Here is a 21,709-nt window from a genome sequence, read left to right as displayed (position 1 = left end):
GACCAATGGGCCGATTCATCAGGAAGCGCGGGCACTGCCGGCATGTGAATCATCCCTGTATCCGCCTTTATAGAAGAAAGCCCCGTTCAAAACGGAGCTTTGCTCAATCTAACGATTACACATTAGCTTTTATGTAATTCACAGCGTCGCCGACTGTTGCGATCTTTTCTGCATCATCGTCAGAGATTTCCATATCGAATTCATCTTCCAGTTCCATAACCAGTTCAACTACATCCAGGGAATCTGCGCCAAGATTTTCTTTGAAAGAAGCTTCCAATGTTACTTCAGACTCTTCAACACCAAGACGATCTACGATGATCTTTGTTACACGTTCTAACACATCTGCCATGCTTGTCACCTCCCCTCAAGACATTATAGAGCATTTTTGCTGATTAATAAATGTCCAGCCTCACAATTTTTTCTTTTGTCTGCAGAGGAGGCCTCTACATCACCATTCCGCCGTCAACATGGAGGGTCTGCCCCGTCATATAGCGGCTGTCCTCTGAAGCCAGGAACAAGGCCACCTTTGCAATATCTGAAGGTTCGCCAAGGCGTCCGAGCGGGATTCCTGACAGCATCTGCTCTTTCACTTCTTCATTAAGCTTGTCCGTCATATCAGTCGAGATGAAGCCAGGGGCAATGGCATTGACGGTGATTCCCCTTGTAGCCAGTTCTTTTGCAGAAGTTTTTGTCAAGCCGATGACGCCTGCCTTTGCGGCAACATAGTTGGCCTGTCCAGGGTTGCCGCTGACGCCGACGATCGAAGATACATTGATGATCCTGCCGCTGCGCTGCTTCATCATTTGCCTTGTTACCGCCTTTGTGCAAAGGAAGACACCTTTGAGATTGATGCTGATGACTTCATCCCATTCTTCTTCTTTCATTCTCATAAGAAGATTATCACGGGTGATGCCGGCATTATTGACAAGAATATCAATGCTTCCGAATCTTTCAAGCGTCTCTTTCATCATAGCCGTTACTGCCTCACTGTCAGACACATCTGCCTTTACAGCAAAAGCGTCCCGTCCGAGCGCCTTAATTTCTTCAACAGTCTCATTCGCTTTTGCTTCGCTCCCGGAATAGTTAACTGCCACATTAGCCCCTTGCCTCGCAAGCTCCAATGCAATTTCGCGGCCAATTCCCCTGGAAGCGCCTGTTACGATCGCCGACTTGCCATCCAGCTTCATTGCTGTTCCCCCTTTACTGCTTCAATTGCAGCCGCACAGCTTGCTTCATCTGAAACAGCATATGTTTTGGCTGAGCGGTTTATTTTTTTCACAAGCCCTGATAAAACTTTCCCTGGGCCTATTTCAATGAATGTATCGACACCGAGGCCGATCATCCTTTCAATGGAATCCTCCCACAGCACCGGGGAATAGAGCTGCTGGACAAGCTTTTCTTTAATATCCCCTGATTCCGTCATTTCCGCGGCTCTGACATTGGAGATGACTGGAATTTGTGCATCGGAAACGGTGATGCTGTCCAGGACACCCCGCAAATTCTCTGCTGCCGGCTTCATGAGAGATGAGTGGAACGGTCCGCTGACATCAAGAGGAAGGACCCTCTTGGCGCCTGCTTCTTTTGCTTTTGCTGAAGCTTCTTCCACGCCCTGCCTTGAGCCGGATATTACAATCTGCCCTGGGCAATTCAGGTTTGCCAGCTGTACAGGATGCCCTCCCGCTGAAACTTCCTCTGTCACCGCACGCAGTTCATCTCTGCCAAGGCCAAGGACTGCTGCCATTGTGCCTTCACCATTTGGAACCGCAGCTTCCATGAACTCGCCTCTTTTTCTGACTGCATGCACAGCATCTTCAAAAGAAATGCTGCCTGCAGCGACAAGGGCAGTATATTCACCAAGGCTGTGGCCCGCTGTAAAATCAGCTTTGATGCCGGATTCACGGAATTTAGATAAAATGGCAATGCTTGTCGTCAAAAGCGCCGGCTGGGCATTGACCGTTAATGTCAGTGTCTCCTGCGGCCCTTCAAATATCAGGCTTGAAAGCTTGTCATTCAGCCTTTGGTCTGCCTGGTCAAAGACAGCTTTTACTTTATCATCTGAATCTGCCAAAGATTTCCCCATGCCAACCGTCTGAGAGCCCTGGCCAGGAAATAAAAATGCAATTTTCCCCATTTTCTCTGATTCTCCTTTTCAAAGAAATCTGCAGGCTATTCTCTGCCTGCTCCAGGCAGCTTTTCCGCTGCTGCTTTTATTGTGTCCGCCACATTATTCTGAACCATTTCGCGGGTCTGCCTGACTGCGCTGTAGAGCGCATTGCTGTCAGAGGACCCATGGGCCTTGATAACAGGAGCGTTCAGTCCGAACAGCCCTGCACCGCCGTACTCCGAATAGTCCATTTTAGATTTCAGCTGGACAAGATCCGGCTTCAGCACTGCCGCTGCCAGCTTGCTCTTCAGGCTGCTTGTCATCGCTTCTTTCATCATTTTAAAGACGGATAAGGCGGTGCCTTCTATCGTCTTCAGAACCATATTCCCTGTAAAGCCGTCAGTAACAACTACATCTGCCGCACCTTCCAGAAGGTCCCTTGCTTCTACATTTCCGACAAAATTAAGCCCGGCATCCTTGATCAGTCCAAATGCATTCTTGGCCAGTTCATTTCCTTTTTTCTCTTCTGTGCCGATATTTAAAAGGCCTACGCGGGGGTTAGAGATGCCCCTGACTTTTTCACAATATATCGAGCCCATGACCGCATACTGCAGTAGGTGCTCAGGTTTGGCATCGACATTTGCTCCTACATCAAGCAGGAGGAATCCCTTGCCATCTATTGTCGGCAAAGTCGGCGATAGTGCCGGCCTTTCAATGCCGTCGATCCTTCCTACAACAAATAATCCTGCCGCCATCAGTGCGCCTGTATTGCCGGCTGAAATGCAGGCATCGGCATTGCCATCAGCGACCTGCCTTGCAGCCAGGACCATAGAAGCATCCTTCTTCCTACGGACAGCCCTGACTGGTTCATCGGTGCCAAGGATCATCTCTTCTGTGTGGATGATTTCAATCCTCTCACTCTCTGCCAGATGCTCCCTGATTCTCTTTTCGTCACCGACAAGTGTAATATGTATGTCCTTGAATTCGGCAGCAGCCTTCATGGCGCCGAGTACAATTTCCTTTGGGGCGTTGTCACCGCCCATTGCATCTATCGCTATTTTCATCATTCTGCATCATCCCCTGCTTGTTAACGGATTATTTTCATGCTTCTCTATGGGAACGGAACATATCGAACTCGCCTTTGAAAACCAGTTCATTGTTCGCAAAGCTTGAAACCTCTACAAGTGTCCTGCCAGAGCTGCTGTCGATCCCAACGACTTTTGCTTTTGCGATCACCCTCTCATTCTGATGAACAGAACGGGTAAATTGGATGTTGGCTTTAGCCGTTAGTGCCAGCTCGTCATTTATGACAGCGACAGCCAGTGAGTTAGCCTGTGCAAAAAGATGATGGCCGCGGGCGATCCGGTTCCTTTTGAATACATGCTCTTCTTTTACGTCAAATATAGAAATGGCCGTATTATCAAGTTCTATGTCAATGATTTCCCCAATGACTTCATCAATGGGAAGAGATTTGACTTCATCCTCGAAGGATTTCTCCGCAACATTTTTGATCCTTTCCCTCAGTTCAGGGATGGACAGCTCGAGACGGTCGAGCCGAATGGTCTGGACACTGACTGAAAAACGGTCGGCCAGATCCTCGTCTGTAATGAAGGGATTATCCTTTATCGTTTCAACCAGCAGCTGCTGGCGTTCTTTTTTGTTTTTTCTCATATCCTCCACCGCCGAGATATTAAGACTAGGTACTAATAGCAGTATATACAAAAAAAAAGCAGAGCGCAAGGCAGAACTTTTCCGTTCTGTCTCCGTCTGCTTCCTGCTTCAATCAAGCTTTTCCCCTTGGAATACGCCTGTATTTTTAAGATATTCCCTCAGCATCCTATATTCCGGCCCTTCCCAGAAGATGCTGGACTGTATCAGCTTCGATGCATCATTCCGTGCCGTTTCAAGAGCCCGGTAGTCATGGACCATGTCAGCCACTTTGAACTCCGGCATCCCGCTTTGCTTGCGGCCGAAAAAGTCTCCCGGCCCCCTCAGTTCCAAATCCTTTTCACTGAGAACAAATCCGTCATTCGTTTCAGACATGATTTTCATCCGCTCTTTCCCAACCTCTGATTTTGGGTCTGCAAGAAGTATGCAATAAGACTGTTCGCTTCCCCTTCCGACCCTTCCCCTCAGCTGGTGCAGCTGGGACAGCCCGAATCTTTCAGCATCATAGATTACCATAATGGTAGCATTGGGCACATTGACCCCAACTTCAACGACAGTCGTAGATACAAGAACCTGGATCTCATTGCGGCTGAAAGCTTTCATCACTTCATCCTTTTCCTCCGGATGGAGCCTGCCGTGCATCAGCCCTACTTTATAACGGTCCTGATAATAGAAAGTCAGATTGCTGTGGACATCGATCGCATTCTGGACATCCAGTTTGTCCGATTCCTCGATCAGCGGGCAAATGACGTACGCCTGCCTCCCTTTTGAAAGCTCTTTCTCCATGAATTGGAGAATCCGGTCGAGCATCTCCTGCTTTGCCCAGTAAGTTTCGATTGTCTTCCTGCCTGCAGGCATCTCATCAATAATAGATACATCCATCTCTCCGAACACCGTTATGGCAAGCGTCCTTGGAATCGGGGTCGCTGTCATGAACAGGACATCAGGGCTTTCACCCTTTTCACGGAGCACCCTGCGCTGCTCTACCCCGAACCGGTGCTGTTCGTCTGTTATGACAAATCCGAGCCGCTTGAACTCGACTTCCTGCTGGATGAGGGCATGAGTACCGATCAAAACATCGATTTCCCCTTCCGCCAGCCTGGCGAGGATATCTTTTCTCTTCTTTCCCTTGACAGAGCTTGTCAGCAGCTCACACGTCAGGCCATGCGGTTCGAGGAGTTCTTTGAGAGATTTCTCATGCTGCTCGGCAAGTATCTCTGTCGGGACCATCAGCGCTCCCTGATACCCTGCTGTTGCTGCTGCATATAAACCTATTGCGGCTACGACCGTCTTGCCGGAGCCTACATCCCCCTGAAGGAGCCTGTTCATCCGGTACGGGGATTTCATATCGGACAGGATTTCATTCACTACTCTTTTTTGGGCCCCAGTCAAAGGAAAAGGAAGCGATCCGATGAAATCTTTCAGCTTTTTCAGGTCATACGTCTGGATGATCCCTTGTGACTGCTCACGCTCAAATTTTCTGAGCGCCTGCATTTTGAGCTGGAAATACAAGAATTCTTCATATACAAATCTGCGCCTTGCCTGCTTCAGATCCTCGGGCCCGCCCGGAAAATGCATCGCCCTGAGGGCATCTTTCCTGTTCAAGAGCTTATACTGCTCAAGAAGCCGCTCAGGCAGTGTCTCCACAATGCTGTCAGCATACTGGCTGAATGCCAGTCCAATGAACCTGCGTATTCCTTTGACGGTAATGCTGCCTTTCACTGCGTAAACAGGTTCGAAATCCTTGGAAACTGCATTCTCCCCAAGATGAATTTCACTGGCGGAAATCATCTGGCGGTGCTGATCCCACTTCCCTGTAATCGTAACTGAATCGTTGATGGCAAATTTCTTCTTTAAATAAGGCTGGTTAAAAAATACAGCCTGAATCAAATAACGGCCGACAAGGACTCTTATCGTCAGGCGCGACCGTTTTCTCCCGTAATAAGTAAGCAAAGGCTCACTGTGAATTTTCCCTTCCACTGTAACCCTTTCCTCATGCTTGACTTCTGACAGATCTTTAAGCCGGTAATCCTCATAGCGGAACGGGAAATGCTCCAAAAGGGCGCCGACAGTCGAAATATTCATATCTGCCAGTGCTTCAGCCGTCTCTGCACCTATTCCTTTTATACTTGTAACTGGTTCGTTCAACATATTAATCACCTGATTTCGATTATACTTTATAGGAAGGATATGGCTGCGGATGCATCCGGGGATATCATTTGGGAGCTTCGGCAAGTTTCGGGGGGGGCATTGCCTGCCTGCATAGATAGAAATAGAAGGGGCATCCCCTTCTATTTCCTGGTAAGGCTATTCGATTGAAAAGATGAAGGCGTACAATGGCTGTTTGCCGTCATGCACTTCAACTTCGATGTCTTCGTATTCTTTTTCCAGGAAGTCCGCAATGGCTTCCAGATCTGCCTCGGATGCATCCTCGCCCTTAAGGATTGTAATGATTTCAGCATCCTCATCAATCATATGGGTGAGGAGCTTTTTGGCTGATTCCGTCTTATCCTTGTCTTTGACAACGATTTTGCCATCAGCGATGCCCATGAAATCTTCTTTTTCGATTTCAAGGCCGTCGATGCTCGTGTCACGGACAGCAAAAGTGATCTGTCCTGTCTTGACATGGCTTAAAGCCTCGCTCATGCCGCTTTCATTGTCCGGAAGGCCTGCACCCGGATTGAAAGCAAGCAGTGCAGCCATACCCTGCGGCACAGTTTTGGATGGAATGACAGCAACGTCTTCCTCCGCTACCTCGGCAGCCTGCTGGGCAGCCATAATGATGTTCTTGTTGTTTGGCAGGATGATGATCTTTTTGGCGTTCGCATCCTTTATTGCCTTCACAATGTCCTCGGTGCTCGGATTCATTGTCTGGCCGCCTTCAATGACAACATGGGCGCCGATGCTTCTGAAAAGGTCAGCAATGCCGCTGCCCATAGACACAGCTACAATGCCGTATTCAAGCTTCTCGTTTGTTTTGGCAGGTTCTCCGGTCCTCAGCGGGGTATGTGTCTCGCCCACTATGTCTGTGTGCTGCTGGCGCATATTTTCAATTTTCATATTCACCAGGCTGCCATATTTCTGGCCATAGCTCAGCACATCTCCGGGCTGCTCGGAATGAATATGTACCTTCACCAGTTCTTCATCGGCTATGACGAGAAGGGAATCACCGAAACGGCTAAGATCCTGACGGAAAAGATCTTCAGAAAAGTTTTTTCCGTTCAGTTTTTCTTCTTCAAGCTTAACCATGAATTCAGTGCAATAGCCGAATTCGATATCTGCCGTATTGATATGCCCCTGGACTGATTTATGATGTTCGGCATTTACCATTTCATCCATGCTCGGAAGAGAGGCAGGTGCGTCAGGAAGCTTTTCGCCCTTCAGCTCAGCAAGAAAGCCTTCGTAGACAAATACAAGGCCTTGCCCGCCGCTGTCCACGACACCGACTTCCTTCAGTACAGGCAGCAGGTCAGGCGTCCTGTTCAGCGAAGCTTTTGCTTCCTTCAGGACTTCCTCAAGGACTTTGATGATATCGTCCTCGTTTTGCGCAGCCTGGACACCCCTCCTGGCAGAATCCTTTGCAACGGTCAGGATCGTCCCTTCAACCGGCTTCATGACAGCTTTATAGGCGGTCTCGACACCAGTATTCAGCGCGTCTGCAAACTCGCTTGCTGTAATTTCAGACTTTTGCTCAATTGCTTTAGAGAAGCCGCGGAACAGCTGTGACAGGATGACACCCGAATTCCCGCGGGCACCCATCAATAATCCTTTTGAAAGGGCAGTGCCCACTTTTCCAATATGCGCCTGGACATTATTCCTGACTTCCTTTGCTCCGGAAGTCATCGATAAATTCATATTGGTTCCTGTATCTCCATCAGGAACCGGGAAAACGTTTAGCGCATCTACATATTTGGCATTAGAGGATAAGTGGTTTGCACCCTGCATCACCATTTCCGCGAAACGCTTTCCATCTAAAACTGTAATTGACACAAATCTTTCCTCCTCACTACGGGTTCGTTACACGAACTCCCTGAACGTAAATATTAACCGAGTCAACGGCAAGTCCAACAGTTTTATCAAGGGTGTACTTTACTTTTGATTGCACGTTGTGGGCAACCTCGGAAATTTTCGTTCCATAACTCACAATAATATACATATCGATATGTACTTCTTCGCTTTCCTGGCGCACAATCACACCGCGTGTAAAGTTTTCCTTGCGCAGAATATCCGTAAGCCCGTCCTTAATCTGATTCTTGGAAGCCATCCCTACAATACCGTAGCAGTCAACAGCTGCGCCTCCGGCAATAGTAGCGATCACATCATTAGATATATCAATTTGCCCGAATTTCGTTTTTAATTCAATGGACATGAGTCGTTCCCCCTTTGGAAATTGCTCCTTGACTAAAGTCATTTTACTATATCAAAGATAAATTTAAAAGCTATACTTCCCCTTTCTTATTATAGGGCAGCTTCCCGTATACTATGTCAAGGAAATTTTCTTGAAAGGTTGCATCACAACTATTGCATTCATTTGGGTTGTATGATAAATTATTAAAGTATCTTTTAATGCCGAAAAACATACTCGTTACTGTTTTTCCATTACTTAGATTGAGCAATATGATCATTGCAAATGAAAGCATGAAAAAATAGTTTCAAGCTTTGTGAGTTAGGAGGGAAATATACATGCCACGCAAATGTGTCGTAACAGGTAGAAAAACAACTTCAGGCAATAAGCGTTCCCACGCTATGAATGCAAACAAGCGTACTTGGGGAGCTAACCTTCAAAAAGTTCGCATCCTTGTAGACGGTAAGCCTAAACGTGTTTGGGTTTCTGCAAGAGCGCTTAAATCAGGTAAAGTAGAACGAGTGTAACAGCTCGAAAAGGACATCCCGCGGATGTCCTTTTTTATTTCTCCGCCCCCGCAAACTGTAATTGCTTCTTTTTCCTTTTTGCAAAAAAAAAATCAGCATCCGCTGTCCGGATGCTGCTGAAGGTGTGGTATTTTTGTACGTTCTGCTATGGATCTATCACTTTTATTCCTTTTTGAAGGTTCCTAGCATCGCGCGGACAAGTCCGCCTAAAAACTTCGGCAATTTAATCGTATAAAACTTCATGGATATGTCCCTCCTCGCCATCTAACCGCAAATCTCTCTGTCCTCTTTTGCGCCCTTACCATCATATTCAAAAGATTAAGATGAGTACACTTTGTTTAATACTTTTAATCATGACTCCTTATCACCATTATTATGCCTTCGGTAAATGAAAAAGTACCATAATCATGATTAAGTTCGTTACTAATGCACAGGGTAGACCCGAGCGGGACATATTTATTTTTCAGCGGATATTTAAAGCCTTCGAGCGTCAGGTCCTGTATATGGCTCGTCACGGGGACGAAGGAGACATATTTCATATTCTCCAAGGGCAGGACAGAATAAGCCCCCGGGCCTTTGGCATAAATGATATTTCTGCTGTCTATCAGCTCGATATGGGTGCTTGCGCCTTTCAGGAGCGGCCCGATGAGGAGCTGAACATTGCCAAAGAAGTGGTCGAGGCGTCCCCCGGTCCCTCCATATATTTTGATCGCTTCCGGTTCCTGCTTCAGTGCCCAGATGATGGCAAGCTCCATATCGGTTTCGTCTTTCTCAGGGTTGAACAGCTGGACTTTCTTTACTGATTCCCGGATTTTCATCATCTCATCGGGAGATACTGAATCGAAGTCGCCGAAAGCGGCCTGCGGGACAATACCTTTTGAGAGCAGGGTAAAGACTCCCCGGTCCACACCTGCCCAAATATCCCCTTCATCTGCAGGTACAAGTTCCGGAAGAAGTTCCACCGGGCCTCCTGCAAGTATATGAATAATCAGCGGTATCACCTGTCTTTCTTAAATTAGCTTATAGAAAAGCCAGCCGAATCATTCAGCTGGCTTTCCTTTTTTTATCCTCTAAGTGCTGCGATTGCTTTCGCACGGTCTTTCTGATTATAAACGGCAGAACCGGCGACAAGGACATTTGCCCCTGCCTCTATACAGAGCTTGGCCGTCTCCTCATTCACACCGCCATCCACTTCAATTTCAAGATCCAGCCCCTGCTCTGCGGCCATTTCTTTTACCTGCCTGATTTTCGGGAGCACCGATGAAATGAATTTCTGGCCCCCAAAGCCAGGATTCACTGTCATCAGCAGGACCATGTCGATATCCTGGATGATATGCTTAAGAGCTTCTGCCGGGGTCGCCGGATTCAGGACGACGCCTGCTTTTACTCCATAAGATTTGATAAGATGGATCGTCCGGTGCAGATGCCTGGATGCTTCTGCATGGACTGTAATATAATCGGCGCCTGCCTTGGCGAAGGCTTCGATATACTGATCTGGATTTTCAATCATCAGATGCACATCAAGCGGCAGCTTTGTAATCGGTCTGACTGCCTCTACAATCAGCGGGCCGATCGTGATATTCGGGACAAAATGGCCATCCATTACATCCACATGGATATAGTCGGCCCCTCCCCTTTCTACATCCTTGATTTCTTCTCCCAGCCGGGAAAAATCAGCAGATAATATCGATGGTGCAATCTTAACCATATTAATACCTCGGCTTTCTATCTTTTATTTCCTGGAGGAAATCTTTGTAATGCTCATATCTGTATTGCGGTATTTCACCGTTGTCAACCGCTGCTTTGACCGCACATTTCGGCTCGGAAATATGAAGGCAGGCACGGAATTTGCAAGCCTCGCTTTTTTCCCTGATATCAGGGAAGCAGAAATTCAGTTCTTCTGCTTCAATATCGGTGAATTCAAGGGAGCTGAATCCCGGCGTATCAGCAACAAATCCCTGGCCGATTTCAATCAGCTCTACGTGGCGAGTTGTATGCTTCCCTCTTCCCAGATGTGAGGAAATGATATCCGTTTTGAGCTCCAGCTCCGGCCGGAGGGCATTAAGGAGAGAAGACTTTCCTACTCCCGACTGCCCGGCAAAAACCGAAATCCCCCTTTCAAGGAAAGGAAGCAGTTCATCAATCCCGATCCCATTTTCTGAAGAAGTCAGCAGCACATCATAGCCAGCGTCCCTGTAGGAACCTGCGTAGTCCTCAATCTTCATTCTCTCTTCTTCATTCACCAGGTCCATTTTTGAGATGCAGATAACCGGCTGGATATGGTTGAATTCAACCAGCACAAGGAAACGGTCCAGTAAAGCAGTACTGAAATCCGGTTCAATAGCTGAAAAAACAAGAATTGCCTGGTCCACATTGGCAATCGGAGGCCTGATCAGTTCATTTTTTCTTTCTTTCACTTCAAGGATATATCCTTCACTGTCGTTATCTGCCTGATATACGACATTGTCTCCGACAAGGGGGGTGATCTTGTTTTTCCTGAACACTCCCCTGCCCCTGCATTGCACAGTTCTTTCGCCGCTAAGCACATAATAGAATCCGCTTAATGCCTTAATGATTTTGCCTTCAGGCATACAAACACTCCTAATTCTTTTTAGTTCCCGGGATAATCGACTTCTTCATCAATAATCTGCTGGCTGTTTCTCAGAACTTTATAATACGCTTTGCTGCCTTCCTGTATCAATAGTTCCAAATTATACTTGCGTTCTTCCGTAATGTAGAAGGTATCAAAAGGCGCTGTCATCTTATTATTCATATCTTCAACAAGGATCTGGATTTCCTGCGGCTCCCCTTCTTCCTCAGGCTCATATGGTATCGTGATTTCTACTGGCACTGTTTTTGGAGGGATCTCTTCCTTGCCTTTTGAGAAAGTGACTGACAGGCCGGAACCTTTGCCAAGCTCAGTTCCTTCGGGCTGCGACTGGCTGATGACGAGACCTTTTTCAACTGTATCATGGTACTCTTCTTTCGATGTATCGATCTTCAGTCCCGTTGATTCGGCATAATCCTGAACTCCCTTTAGATTCAGACCAGTAAGATCCTTCAGGACAATAGGTTCAGGTCCACTGCTTACGGTGAACTCGATCCCGGTTTCGCCAGGGATTACTTCTTCCCCTTCATCGATAGACTGCTCAAGGATTGTACCTTCAGGCTCTTCCTCATTATTGGCGTCCTCCCGGGTGATTTGTGTAAAACCCTCTTTCTCAAGGAGGCTTTCGACCTCTTCAAAGGATCTTCCGGTATAGTCCGACATTTCAAACTTCTCTTTCCCGGAACTTAAATATATCGTTATACTGGATTCTTCCTTCGCCATCCTGCCGGCTTTCGGATCGGTTTTGATAACGAGTCCCTCTTCTACCTCTTCATCATTAATCTCGACCGGATCTTCCACCTCAAAACCTGCTTTTGTCAGTATGGATGTGGCATCCTCAATCGTTTCCCCTGCCACATCAGGAACCTCGATTTCCTTAGGCAGAAACAGCTCAGGAAGGACTGTCAGGGCCAGTACTCCCAATACAACAAAGAAGAGAAAAAGAGAAACAAGGACAATCGGCCACTTCTTCTTCTTTTTCTTATCATTCTTTTGTTTTTTGGCAGCAGGAGCCGGACCCGCTGCAGAGCCTTTATCATCTTTTTCATGTACGCGCGTTTCGTCCATATTCTGATAAGGATGATCACTGGTGATCACCGGAATCGCTTTGGTGGCATCATCATCATCAGGCACCGAAAATTTCTTTTCATTCATCCTGTCCGGTTCAAGGGCGGTCCTGATATCTTCCTCCATATCCTCTACATTTTCATAACGGTGGAAGGGATCCTTCGCAGTTGCCTTCAAGACGATATTTTCAACGCTTTGGGGAATAGACGGATTCCACCTTCTTAATGAAGGGGTTTCGGACTGAAGATGCTTAAGCGCGATGGAAACCGCGGACTCTCCTGAAAACGGCAGCCTGCCGGTCAGAAGCTCAAACATTACAATTCCAAGGGAGTATATATCCGATTTCTTATTGGCCATCCCCCCTCTTGCCTGTTCAGGGGAAAGATAATGGACAGAGCCAAGCACAGAGTTGGTCTGGGTGATGCTTGTTGAACTCAGGGCCATGGCAATCCCGAAATCTGTAATTTTCACATTCCCCAGCCGGTCAACCAGGATATTATGCGGCTTGATGTCCCTGTGCACAATATGATGCTGATGGGCGTGGGAAATGGCGGAAAGAAGCTGTTTCATAATATCCAGTGCCGTGTCGACGGGTACAGGGGAATGCTGCTGTATATATTGTTTGAGTGTCTGCCCTTCCACATATTCCATGACAATATAATAGATTGAATCTTCTTCGCCGACATCATAGATGCTCACTATATTCGGATGTGCGAGGCTTGTAGCCGATTGCGCTTCACGGTGGAATCTCCTGATGAATTCATCATTTTCAGCAAAATCCAGGCGCAGGATCTTTACGGCCACATCGCGGTCCAGGATCATGTCATGCGCCAGATAAACATTCGCCATCCCGCCGCCGCCGATCATATCCAGAATCTTATAGCGGCCGCTTATTCTTTTACCAATCAGCATTCTGTATCACCAGAGCTGCCGGCATCCAAGAACTCGACAATCACGAGGGTGATATTGTCCTCACCGCCGTTGTCATTGGCAAGCCGGATCAGATCCGCTGCCTTATCATCGAGCTTTTTCTCCCCGGCAAGGATTTCATGCATCTCCTGCTCTGAAACTTTATTTGTCAGTCCATCCGAACTGAGAAGCAGCAGATCTTCTTCCTCAAATACGATGGTCCTGGTGTCCATCTGTACCTTTTCTTCTGTTCCAAGTGCTCTCAGCAAAACATTCTTCCGGGGATGATGCTCTGCATCTTCTTTTGTAATCTGGCCTGACCGGAGGAGCTCATTTACAAGGGAATGGTCTTCTGTCAGCTGCTTGAACCCAGATTCATTCAATATGTAACCCCTGCTGTCGCCAATATTGGCAATGGTGGCAAACAGGCCGGTCGCAATGGCGGCAACGATGGTCGTCCCCATGCCTTCGCATTCACTGTTATTCTTTGAATGTTCGAATAACAGCGCATTCACTTCTCCGATATTGGTCCTCAGCCATTCTTCAGCCTGCTCAGGTGTCTCAATCCCTGTATTGCCTTCCCAGAACTCCTTCAGCTTCAGGAGGGTCATCTCACTGGCAACGTCACCCGCACGGTGGCCGCCCATGCCATCGGCTACGATGGCAAGGCGCTGCCCGCTGCGGTTGACAAAAATTCCGCCGTTATCTTCATTGTGCTGACGGATCTTACCCCTGTCCGTCATAAAGACAGCTTTCATTCTGTCACCTCGTCTCTTCTTTGCGCTCCTTCGCACGGAGCTGGCCGCATGCTGCATCAATATCATGGCCCTGCTCGCGGCGGATGGTCACGTTCACACCTCTGTTCTTCAGCGCTTTTTCAAAAGCAAAGATCTGATCCTTCGGTGTTCTTACATAATCCCTTTCAGGCACATAATTGACGGGAATCAGGTTCACGTGGCATTTCAGCCCTTTAATCAGTGAAGCCAGCTCCTCAGCATGCTCCACCTGGTCATTCACACTCCCGAACAAGCCATATTCAAAGCTTACCCGCCTGCCCGTTTTATCGACGTAATAGCGGATGGCTTCCATCAGGTCCGGCAGTTTATATGCCCGGTTGATCGGCATCAGCCTGCTGCGGATTTCCGTGTTTGGCGCATGCAGGGAAACTGCGAAGTTGATCTGCATGTTCTCATCTGCAAATTTGTAGATTTTCGGAATGATCCCGCTTGTTGAAACCGTAATATGGCGCGCTCCGATATTGAGCCCGTCATCATGGTTGATGATTCTTAGGAAAGACATCATATGATCATAATTATCAAATGGCTCGCCGATGCCCATGATGACAACTGAGCTGACCCTTTCATCCGTTTCATCAAGTGCCTGTTGTACTTTTACGACCTGGGCAACGATTTCTCCTGCTTCCAAATTACGTTTTAATCCTCCGAGTGTGGAAGCGCAGAATGTACAGCCTATCCGGCAGCCCACCTGGGTTGTCACACAGACGGAATTTCCGTATTCATGGCGCATCAAAACAGTTTCGATGGAATAGCCGTCATGAAGCTCGAACAGAAACTTGATTGTTCCATCAGAAGAGGTCTGCTGGATAAGTGTTTTTAATGTCGTCAGGGTAAAGCTTTCATTCAGTTTATCTCTCAAAGCTTTTGAGAGGTTTGTCATATCTTCGAATGATGCCACCCGTTTCTGGTAAAGCCATTCGAAAATCTGGGCGGCACGGAATGCCTTCTCGTTATTATCCTTGAGCCAATCCTTCAGCTCATCGAGCTGCAATGAATAGATGGATGGTTTTTGCTCGGCTGTCTGCTTCTTCTCTGTTGTTTTAACGTTTTCCACTATTGCACCTTCTTTCTCAGGCTGGCTATATAAAAGCCGTCCGACCCCAGGTCCTGGGGCAATATTTGTAGTTCAAAGTCTTTTGCCAATGCTCTCACTGCTTCAGGCAGCCTCTCCGCTAAAGAATGGTCGCCGGAGAATTCAGGATGTGAATCAAGGAATTGCCTCACTGCGTTTTCGTTTTCTTCCCGATCCACTGTACATGTGCTGTAGACAAGGGTCCCCCCGTCCTTCAGCAGAGGGGCGACTGCTTCGAGCAGTTTGAGCTGCACTTTCTGCAGATGCATGATATCTTCTTCTTTTTTAGTGTATTTCATGTCAGGCTTGCGCCTCATAACACCAAGACCGGAACATGGGGCGTCAAGCAGGATGCGGTCGAAAGAGCCTTCATCGAAATGCTCCTGTACAGTCCTGCTGTCCATCGCCTTTGTTTCTATATTTGACAGCCCCAGTCTACTGGCATTGTCAGCAATAAGCTTAACCTTATGTTCATGCAGGTCAAGGGAAATGACGCTTCCGGTATTTTCAAGCTTTTCGGCAATATGCGTAGTTTTCCCTCCGGGAGCTGCACATGCATCAAGAATGTGATTATCCTTTTCTGCTCCCAGGGCATATGCCGCAAGCATGGAACTTTCATCCTGGATGCTCAGATAGCCTTCCTTGAATGCCCGAGAATGGGCAAGATTCCCTTTTCTGCTTTTAACTGCCTCAGGGATGACTGGGCTCGCTTCAACAAGATAGCCTTCTTCTTCAAGCATTTCAAGGACTTCATCCATGCCCGCCTTTACAAGATTGACCCTTCCTGTCTGCAGGGGAGCTGTAAGGTTCAGCTCGCACATTTCTTTTGCCCGGTCAAATCCAAGCTGTTCTACCCATCTTTCGACCAGCCAGATCGGATGGCTCGTTTCCATTGCCAGCCTTTCCACCCTGTCCTTGATGCTGTCGAAACTGCGGGCCCCCTGCCTCTGCAGGCTCCGCAGCACGCCATTGACCATCCCGGAAATTCCTTTATGCCCTTTGCGCTTGGCGATTTCCACCGCTTCATAGATAGCGGCCCGGTCAGGGATTTTATCCAGATAGATCATCTGGTAAAAAGTGATCCTGAGCAGCTGCCGTACCCAGCTTTCTAGTTTCTTCGGATTCTTAAGGAAGGGCTCCATCTGATAATCAAGGGACATTTTCCTTTGCAGGGTACCGTAGACAAGCTCTGTCAAGAGCCCGACATCTTTGCTGCTGATATCATTTTTCTTTATGCTGCTGTTCAAAAGGAGATTGCTATATGACTGGTTTTTTTCAATAGCTTCCAGCAGCTCTACCGCTGCCTCGCGCACATTTTTATTCCCCATGCTTTTCTCCCAGCACAGTGCCGATGCTCATGGAAGAGCCTGCCCCGCGGAGAAATTGTTCTCCGGACATTTTTTTCTTGCCGGCCGGCTGCAGCTCGGTAATCTTAATGCCGGTCATATTCCCGGCTGCCGCGATAAAGCCGTCTTTCTCAATCCCGACAACCGTTCCGGGAAGGGCTTTTTCCTTCAGGCCGACTTTTTCAGAGCTCCACAGTTTCAGCACTGACCCGTCAAGGGTGGTAAAAGCTACAGGCCAGGGATTCATGCCGCGGATATGGTTGTATATTTCTTCACCTGTCTTAGTCCAGTCAACCTGTTCCTGCTCTCTTTTTATATTATAAGCAAAAGTCGCCTCTTCATCATTTTGAGGAATCGGCTCAAGCTCGCCCTTGAGCAGCTTTGGAAGCGTTTCTGACAGAAGGGCTGCCCCTGCTTCGCTCAGCTTATCAAAGAGGGAGCCTGCCGTATCGTTCTCCTCGATGACAACCTCCGCCTGTGTCAGAATATCGCCTGCATCCAGCTTTTCAGCCATATACATGATGGTGATGCCTGTCTTTTCTTTCCCCTGGATGATCGAATAATGGATCGGTGCGCCGCCCCTCAGCTCAGGAAGCAGGGAAGCATGAACATTGATGCAGCCGTATTTAGGGTAATCCAGCAGCTCCTTCGGCAAAATCTGGCCAAATGCAGCTGTGACGATCAGGTCAGGCTCAAGGGCCAGGATCTTCTCCAGCTCTTCTTTAACGCGGATTTTCTCGGGCTGGTAGACAGGGATTCCCTGCTTTACAGCTTCCGCCTTGACGGGAGGAGGTGTCAGGACTCTTTTCCTGCCGACCGGCCTGTCCGGCTGCGTTACCGCTGCAATCACATTATAGCCTTCCGATATCAATTGCTTTAAGATAGGCACCGAGAAATCCGGTGTTCCCATAAATACGATTTTTGTCATTCGCTTTCCAACCCTTCCAACTCTTCTTCTTCCAGGTATCTGTTCACTTTTGAAGTAAACAGGACACCATCCAAATGATCGATTTCATGCTGAATCGCCCTTGCCAGAAAATCATCTGCCTCCAGTGTGAAGCTTTTTCCTTTTCTGTCCTGGGCTTTTATTTTAACAGTGAACGGTCTTGTCACTTCTCCATACAGTCCAGGGAAGCTCAGGCACCCCTCAGGGCCTTTCTGCTCCCCGCCTGTTTCAATGATTTCCGGATTGATGAGCTCAATCGTCCCGTTTTCATCATCAATATCAACGACGGCGATTCTTTTCCTGATCCCGATCTGCGGGGCGGCAAGCCCTACGCCGTCAAACTCTATCATCGTATCATACATATCATTCAAAAGCTTCACAAGCTTCTTATCGAATTCAGTAACCGTCTCGCACGGCTCTTCAAGTATCTCTGCTGGATAAGTAACTATTTTTCTAACGGCCAAATCATTGCCTCCAATGTCTTTTTCTCTATTTTCAACAAAATCCCCGAAACTCATAACCATTAATCCCCGTCTACATCATAATATAGGGATTAAGATCAACCGATATCTGCAAACCTGCAGATATCTCCTGCTGATAATGGTCGAGAACCGATTTTAATACTTTTTCCAATCCTGGTTCCCGTTTGTATTTTATCAGACATTGATAGCGATATCTATTATTGATCCGCGGAATCGGCGATGCCACCGGGCCGAGAATGTTTGCCTCCGGGCTCAGCCTTGCCGCAGCAAACTGCGTTATTTTCTCTGTCACCGAAACTGCCTTCATTAAATCTTCATGGCTGACAGTGATGAGCGATATATAATAGAAGGGAGGATATTGATGCATCTTTCTGACCATCATTTCCGTCCGGTAGAAGCTTTCAAAATCCTGCTCACCGGCAAGCTCGATGCTGTAATGCTCAGGAGTGTAGGTCTGTATAACCACTTCTCCCTCCAATTCATGGCGCCCAGCCCTTCCGCTTACCTGTGTCAGGAGCTGGAACGTTTTTTCAGACGCCCGGAAATCGGGGAGGTGCAGCATCGTGTCTGCTGACAGCACACCTACAAGCGTGATATTCGGAAAGTCCAGGCCCTTGGCTATCATCTGGGTTCCAAGGAGGATATCAGCATGCCCCTCCTGGAATTCGTTCAGCAGCCTTTCATGTGAGCCTTTTCGGCTCGTTGTATCAACGTCCATCCTGACGACCCTGGCTTCAGGCAGGATTTTTCCAAGCTCTTCTTCCACTTTCTGCGTCCCTGTTCCGAAATAGCGGATATGTTCGCTTCCGCATTCCGGACATACAGGGGGGACTTGGTCTTCATGGCCGCAGTAATGGCATTTCATCTGCTGGCTGTATTGGTGGTAGGTAAGGGAGATATCGCAATTGGGGCAATTGACGACATATCCGCAGTCCCTGCACATGACAAAAGAGGAATGTCCCCTTTTATTGAGGAAAAGTACAGTCTGCTCTTTCTTCTCCAGCCTGTCCTTTAATTTTTCAAGAAGCTGGCGGGAGAACATGGAGCGGTTCCCTTCCCTTAATTCCTCCCGCATGTCCACGATTTCCACCTTTGGGAGAGGCTGGCTGTTCATCCTTTTGGTGAGCTCCAGCTTTTTATAGACACCCTTCTGGGCCCTTGCAAAGGTCTCAAGCGAAGGTGTCGCACTCCCGAGGACAACAGGGCAGCTGTGGTACTGAGCCCTTTCAATCGCAGCATCCCTCGCATGATATCTGGGATTCTCTTCCTGTTTATAGCTGTTTTCATGTTCTTCATCAATAATGATGATCCCAAGGTTCTCGAAGGGGGCGAAAACGGCAGACCTTGCCCCGACAACAACCTTCACTTCCTTGCGCTGGATTTTTCTCCACTCATCATATTTTTCGCCGGCAGAGAGCCCGCTGTGGAGGACGGCAACCTGATTCCCGAACCTGCCCTTAAACCTGGTCACCATTTGCGGAGTCAGGGAAATCTCGGGAACAAGGACAATCGCCTCCCGCCCCTGCTCAAGGACGCGCTGAATGGATTGAAGGTAAACCTCGGTTTTTCCGCTGCCAGTGACTCCGTACAGCAGGAAGACATGATGCTCAGTTTCATTAATGGACGAAAGGATTGGCCTGATGGCCGCATCCTGCTCAGGGGTCAGTGTAAGGGGAGATGTTGCCTCAAAGTTCCGGTCTTCATAAGGATCCCGGTAGACTTCCATTTCTTTTTCAGCAAGTATGCCCTTTTGAACGAGCCCTTTGATGGTGGAAGCGGAAACACCCAGGGCGGGGAGAAGCTCGCGCAATTCAACAGGTCCATTATTATCAATAAAATAATCGATGACCTCTTTCTGCCTGGAAGCCTGGACTGGCAGATCCTCTTTGAAGCTGATCAGCTTTTCTGGTGCAGCAGGGATAATATGCTTCAGCTTCTTCTTCCGTACCTTTTCCTTCACTTCATAGATGACCTCAAGGTTCCCCTTATCCGCTTCTTTCTGCATAAGCGCCAGGAGCCCCGCTTTGGAAGCATCTTCCCAGAGTACCTCGTCCCTGGTTCCAAAAGCACTCTGCACAGCCTCCGGCAAAGAAGCTGTTTCCAAGCCGCCGGCTGGCCTTATCTTTTTCGTATATTTTGCCTTAAGCGCTGCAGGCAGCATCGCCTGGAAGGCGGATATTTTATAGCTGAGAGTATGGCTGGTCAGCCAATTGCCGAGAGAAAGAAGCTCCGTGTTCAGAACAGGCGTCAGGTCCATCGGCTCAATGAGCTCCTTCAGCTTGCCGAAATCAGAGCTGTCCTTTAAGCCGATGACGAATCCCTGTATTTTTCTCGGTCCAAAAGGTACTATGACACGCATACCCGGCTTGATTGCCCCGATAAGGCTGTCAGGGATCTTATAATCAAAGGCCCTGTCCGTCTGCTTGGCCGGCACATCGACTATGACACTCGCAATATTCATCGGTTATCATCCTTTAGCAGAGCTGAGGCTTCTTGCAGGATCCTGGCAGCAGCCTCATGCTTGCTCATAAGCGGCAGCGCTATTGCTCCGCCATCTCTTTTATATATGGTGATAATATTCGTATCTGTGCCGAACCCTGCGCCTTCAGATTTTACATTATTGGCAACGATCATATCAGCATTCTTTTTGGCCAGTTTCTTTGTGGCATATTCTTCTACATGATCCGTCTCAGCAGCAAATCCAATGAGGATCTGCTGTTTTTTTCTGCGGCCAAGATCCAGCAGGATGTCCTTGGTCCGCTCAAGCTCAAAAACCTGGTCCCCATCCTGCTTCTTCACCTTGCTTTCGTGCATCACTTTAGGGCGGTAGTCAGAAACTGCCGCCGTTTTAATGACAATATCGGCTCCATCAAATACACGATCAACAGCCTGATACATGTCTTCTGCACTTTCTACATCAATGACAGCGGCTCCGGCAGGCTTCACCAGCGAAGTCGGACCTGAAATCAGCGTAACCTCAGCACCGGCCTTCAAGGCTTCTTCTGCCAGTGCATAGCCCATCTTTCCAGAAGAATGGTTGGTGATATAGCGGACAGGATCGATTTTTTCCCTTGTCGGTCCTGCTGTCACCACGACTTTTCTGCCTGAAAGGCTTCCGCTGTTCCTGAAAAATCCTTCTATATTGCCGACGATCTTTTCCGGCTCTTCAAGGCGGCCTTTCCCGACATATCCGCAAGCCAAATAGCCTTCACCCGGTTCAATGAACCGGCAGCCGTATTCATAAAGCAGCTTGATATTTTTCTGTACTGCCGGATGGTCATACATATGCACATTCATTGCCGGGGCGATCCAAACAGGCGCAGTCGCAGCCAGGAGCGTTGTAGTGATCATATTATCCGCAATCCCATTGGCCAGCTTGCCGATTACATTGGCAGTCGCCGGTGCAACCAGAATTAGGTCGGCCCAATCAGCCAAGTCTATATGGGCGATCACCCTGGAGTCTTTTTCATCAAAAGTATCTATATAAACGTCATGGCGGGAAAGTGCCTGAAAGGTCAGCGGCGCCACGAATTTCACTGCAGACTCACTCATCATGACCTTAACCTCCGCGCCGGCCTGAGTCAGCTTGCTGGCCAGCGCTGCCGCCTTGTAAACAGCAATTCCGCCTGTAACACACAAGAGAATCCTTTTTCCATTCAGCATAAACCGAACCCCCATCCAAACCCAATATTCTAAACTCCATTATGCTCCAAACGAACATATATTTCATCTATTTTATCCTGAAATGCGGAAGCGGCTTGCCCAGAGCCGACAAGCATAAGACGCGGCAGAATAAAAGGCGTTCTTTGCCTTTAATTCTGCCGTGGCTTATGACTC

General features: G+C 48.1%; 21 protein-coding genes. 1 reads left to right on the top strand and 20 read right to left on the bottom strand.

The window, feature by feature from the left end; translation table 11 throughout:
• Positions 1–115: 115 nt before the first annotated feature.
• From FZD51_RS05695 to FZD51_RS05660, 8 genes are all read right to left on the bottom strand, one after another.
• Positions 116–349, bottom strand: coding sequence for an acyl carrier protein (locus FZD51_RS05695; RefSeq protein WP_009795947.1), 234 nt, complete (start codon positions 347–349; stop codon positions 116–118).
• 94 nt (positions 350–443) lie between these two features.
• A complete protein-coding gene (gene fabG / locus FZD51_RS05690; RefSeq protein ID WP_148973879.1) occupies positions 444–1,187 on the bottom strand; it encodes a 3-oxoacyl-[acyl-carrier-protein] reductase in 744 nt (247 codons plus the stop codon).
• Entirely contained in the window at positions 1,184–2,131 is a 948-nt protein-coding gene (gene fabD / locus FZD51_RS05685) for an ACP S-malonyltransferase (protein ID WP_148973878.1), read from the bottom strand. The genes fabG and fabD overlap by 4 nt, the downstream gene beginning before the upstream one ends.
• A 35-nt stretch (positions 2,132–2,166) precedes the next feature.
• Positions 2,167–3,168, bottom strand: a complete 1,002-nt coding sequence (gene plsX, locus FZD51_RS05680) for a phosphate acyltransferase PlsX (protein WP_148974245.1) — start codon at positions 3,166–3,168, stop codon at positions 2,167–2,169.
• 37 nt (positions 3,169–3,205) lie between these two features.
• Positions 3,206–3,775 (bottom strand): transcription factor FapR, encoded by a 570-nt coding sequence (fapR, locus tag FZD51_RS05675; RefSeq protein WP_148973877.1) that lies wholly within the window; start codon positions 3,773–3,775, stop codon positions 3,206–3,208.
• Positions 3,776–3,883: 108 nt separating this feature from the next.
• On the bottom strand, positions 3,884–5,932 hold the full coding sequence (gene recG / locus FZD51_RS05670; protein ID WP_420886215.1) for an ATP-dependent DNA helicase RecG: 2,049 nt from the start codon (positions 5,930–5,932) through the stop codon (positions 3,884–3,886).
• Between the two features lie 147 nt (positions 5,933–6,079).
• The gene (locus FZD51_RS05665; protein ID WP_148973875.1) at positions 6,080–7,762 is read right to left on the bottom strand and encodes a DAK2 domain-containing protein; all 1,683 of its coding nucleotides are present in this window, start codon (positions 7,760–7,762) and stop codon (positions 6,080–6,082) included.
• A gap of 16 nt (positions 7,763–7,778) precedes the next feature.
• The gene (locus FZD51_RS05660; protein ID WP_009795954.1) at positions 7,779–8,141 is read right to left on the bottom strand and encodes an Asp23/Gls24 family envelope stress response protein; all 363 of its coding nucleotides are present in this window, start codon (positions 8,139–8,141) and stop codon (positions 7,779–7,781) included.
• A 314-nt stretch (positions 8,142–8,455) separates the two neighbouring features.
• Here FZD51_RS05660 and rpmB point away from each other — a divergent pair, with 314 nt between their 5' ends.
• Positions 8,456–8,644 (top strand): 50S ribosomal protein L28, encoded by a 189-nt coding sequence (rpmB, locus tag FZD51_RS05655; RefSeq protein ID WP_009795956.1) that lies wholly within the window; start codon positions 8,456–8,458, stop codon positions 8,642–8,644.
• A gap of 162 nt (positions 8,645–8,806) precedes the next feature.
• Here rpmB and spoVM read toward each other — a convergent pair whose 3' ends face one another.
• The 12 genes from spoVM to coaBC all read right to left on the bottom strand — a co-directional run bounded on the left by spoVM (position 8,807) and on the right by coaBC (position 21,535).
• Positions 8,807–8,887, bottom strand: coding sequence for a stage V sporulation protein SpoVM (gene spoVM, locus FZD51_RS05650; RefSeq protein WP_022543708.1), 81 nt, complete (start codon positions 8,885–8,887; stop codon positions 8,807–8,809).
• A 104-nt stretch (positions 8,888–8,991) separates the two neighbouring features.
• Entirely contained in the window at positions 8,992–9,636 is a 645-nt protein-coding gene (locus tag FZD51_RS05645) for a thiamine diphosphokinase (RefSeq protein ID WP_148974244.1), read from the bottom strand.
• Positions 9,637–9,707: 71 nt separating this feature from the next.
• Positions 9,708–10,352 (bottom strand): ribulose-phosphate 3-epimerase, encoded by a 645-nt coding sequence (rpe, locus tag FZD51_RS05640; protein WP_009795959.1) that lies wholly within the window; start codon positions 10,350–10,352, stop codon positions 9,708–9,710.
• Between the two features lies 1 nt (position 10,353).
• On the bottom strand, positions 10,354–11,235 hold the full coding sequence (gene rsgA, locus FZD51_RS05635; RefSeq protein WP_148973874.1) for a ribosome small subunit-dependent GTPase A: 882 nt from the start codon (positions 11,233–11,235) through the stop codon (positions 10,354–10,356).
• 20 nt (positions 11,236–11,255) lie between these two features.
• Positions 11,256–13,232: a Stk1 family PASTA domain-containing Ser/Thr kinase gene (gene pknB, locus FZD51_RS05630; RefSeq protein ID WP_148973873.1), complete on the bottom strand. Its 1,977-nt coding sequence runs from the start codon at positions 13,230–13,232 to the stop codon at positions 11,256–11,258.
• Entirely contained in the window at positions 13,226–13,987 is a 762-nt protein-coding gene (locus FZD51_RS05625) for a Stp1/IreP family PP2C-type Ser/Thr phosphatase (protein ID WP_148973872.1), read from the bottom strand. The genes pknB and FZD51_RS05625 overlap by 7 nt, the downstream gene beginning before the upstream one ends.
• A 4-nt stretch (positions 13,988–13,991) precedes the next feature.
• Entirely contained in the window at positions 13,992–15,083 is a 1,092-nt protein-coding gene (gene rlmN / locus FZD51_RS05620) for a dual-specificity RNA methyltransferase RlmN (RefSeq protein WP_148973871.1), read from the bottom strand.
• Positions 15,080–16,426, bottom strand: a complete 1,347-nt coding sequence (gene rsmB / locus FZD51_RS05615; RefSeq protein ID WP_148973870.1) for a 16S rRNA (cytosine(967)-C(5))-methyltransferase RsmB — start codon at positions 16,424–16,426, stop codon at positions 15,080–15,082. Before rsmB ends, rlmN begins: the two co-directional genes overlap by 4 nt.
• Positions 16,416–17,372 carry a methionyl-tRNA formyltransferase gene (fmt, locus tag FZD51_RS05610; RefSeq protein WP_148973869.1) on the bottom strand — a complete coding sequence of 319 codons (957 nt, stop codon included), beginning with the start codon at positions 17,370–17,372 and terminating at the stop codon, positions 16,416–16,418. Before fmt ends, rsmB begins: the two co-directional genes overlap by 11 nt.
• Positions 17,369–17,854 (bottom strand): peptide deformylase, encoded by a 486-nt coding sequence (def, locus tag FZD51_RS05605; protein ID WP_148974243.1) that lies wholly within the window; start codon positions 17,852–17,854, stop codon positions 17,369–17,371. The genes fmt and def overlap by 4 nt, the downstream gene beginning before the upstream one ends.
• Positions 17,855–17,924: 70 nt before the next feature.
• A complete protein-coding gene (priA, locus tag FZD51_RS05600) occupies positions 17,925–20,333 on the bottom strand; it encodes a primosomal protein N' (protein WP_148973868.1) in 2,409 nt (802 codons plus the stop codon).
• Positions 20,330–21,535, bottom strand: coding sequence for a bifunctional phosphopantothenoylcysteine decarboxylase/phosphopantothenate--cysteine ligase CoaBC (gene coaBC / locus FZD51_RS05595; RefSeq protein ID WP_148973867.1), 1,206 nt, complete (start codon positions 21,533–21,535; stop codon positions 20,330–20,332). The genes priA and coaBC overlap by 4 nt, the downstream gene beginning before the upstream one ends.
• Positions 21,536–21,709 lie beyond the last annotated feature (174 nt).

Origin of the sequence: Bacillus infantis, from assembly GCF_008180445.1 — a bacterium.
Classification (GTDB): domain Bacteria; phylum Bacillota; class Bacilli; order Bacillales; family Cytobacillaceae; genus Bacillus_AB; species Bacillus_AB infantis_B.
Note: the sequence above shows the minus strand (reverse complement) of the source record. Positions and strands in the feature narration are given on the sequence as shown.

Bases quoted from the DNA above. Each gene is read 5' to 3' on its own strand.
- FZD51_RS05695 (WP_009795947.1), bottom strand. From the start codon at position 349: ATGGCAGATGTGTTAGAACGTGTAACAAAGATCATCGTAGATCGTCTT.
- rsgA (WP_148973874.1), bottom strand. From the start codon at position 11,235: ATGCCTGAAGGCAAAATCATTAAGGCATTAAGCGGATTCTATTATGTG.
- rsmB (WP_148973870.1), bottom strand. From the start codon at position 16,426: ATGGGGAATAAAAATGTGCGCGAGGCAGCGGTAGAGCTGCTGGAAGCT.
- rpe (WP_009795959.1), bottom strand. From the start codon at position 10,352: ATGGTTAAGATTGCACCATCGATATTATCTGCTGATTTTTCCCGGCTG.
- FZD51_RS05660 (WP_009795954.1), bottom strand. From the start codon at position 8,141: ATGTCCATTGAATTAAAAACGAAATTCGGGCAAATTGATATATCTAAT.
- priA (WP_148973868.1), bottom strand. From the start codon at position 20,333: ATGAATATTGCGAGTGTCATAGTCGATGTGCCGGCCAAGCAGACGGAC.
- FZD51_RS05625 (WP_148973872.1), bottom strand. From the start codon at position 13,987: ATGAAAGCTGTCTTTATGACGGACAGGGGTAAGATCCGTCAGCACAAT.
- pknB (WP_148973873.1), bottom strand. From the start codon at position 13,232: ATGCTGATTGGTAAAAGAATAAGCGGCCGCTATAAGATTCTGGATATG.
- rpmB (WP_009795956.1), top strand. From the start codon at position 8,456: ATGCCACGCAAATGTGTCGTAACAGGTAGAAAAACAACTTCAGGCAAT.
- fapR (WP_148973877.1), bottom strand. From the start codon at position 3,775: ATGAGAAAAAACAAAAAAGAACGCCAGCAGCTGCTGGTTGAAACGATA.
- fmt (WP_148973869.1), bottom strand. From the start codon at position 17,372: ATGACAAAAATCGTATTTATGGGAACACCGGATTTCTCGGTGCCTATC.
- fabD (WP_148973878.1), bottom strand. From the start codon at position 2,131: ATGGGGAAAATTGCATTTTTATTTCCTGGCCAGGGCTCTCAGACGGTT.
- plsX (WP_148974245.1), bottom strand. From the start codon at position 3,168: ATGAAAATAGCGATAGATGCAATGGGCGGTGACAACGCCCCAAAGGAA.
- spoVM (WP_022543708.1), bottom strand. From the start codon at position 8,887: ATGAAGTTTTATACGATTAAATTGCCGAAGTTTTTAGGCGGACTTGTC.
- fabG (WP_148973879.1), bottom strand. From the start codon at position 1,187: ATGAAGCTGGATGGCAAGTCGGCGATCGTAACAGGCGCTTCCAGGGGA.
- coaBC (WP_148973867.1), bottom strand. From the start codon at position 21,535: ATGCTGAATGGAAAAAGGATTCTCTTGTGTGTTACAGGCGGAATTGCT.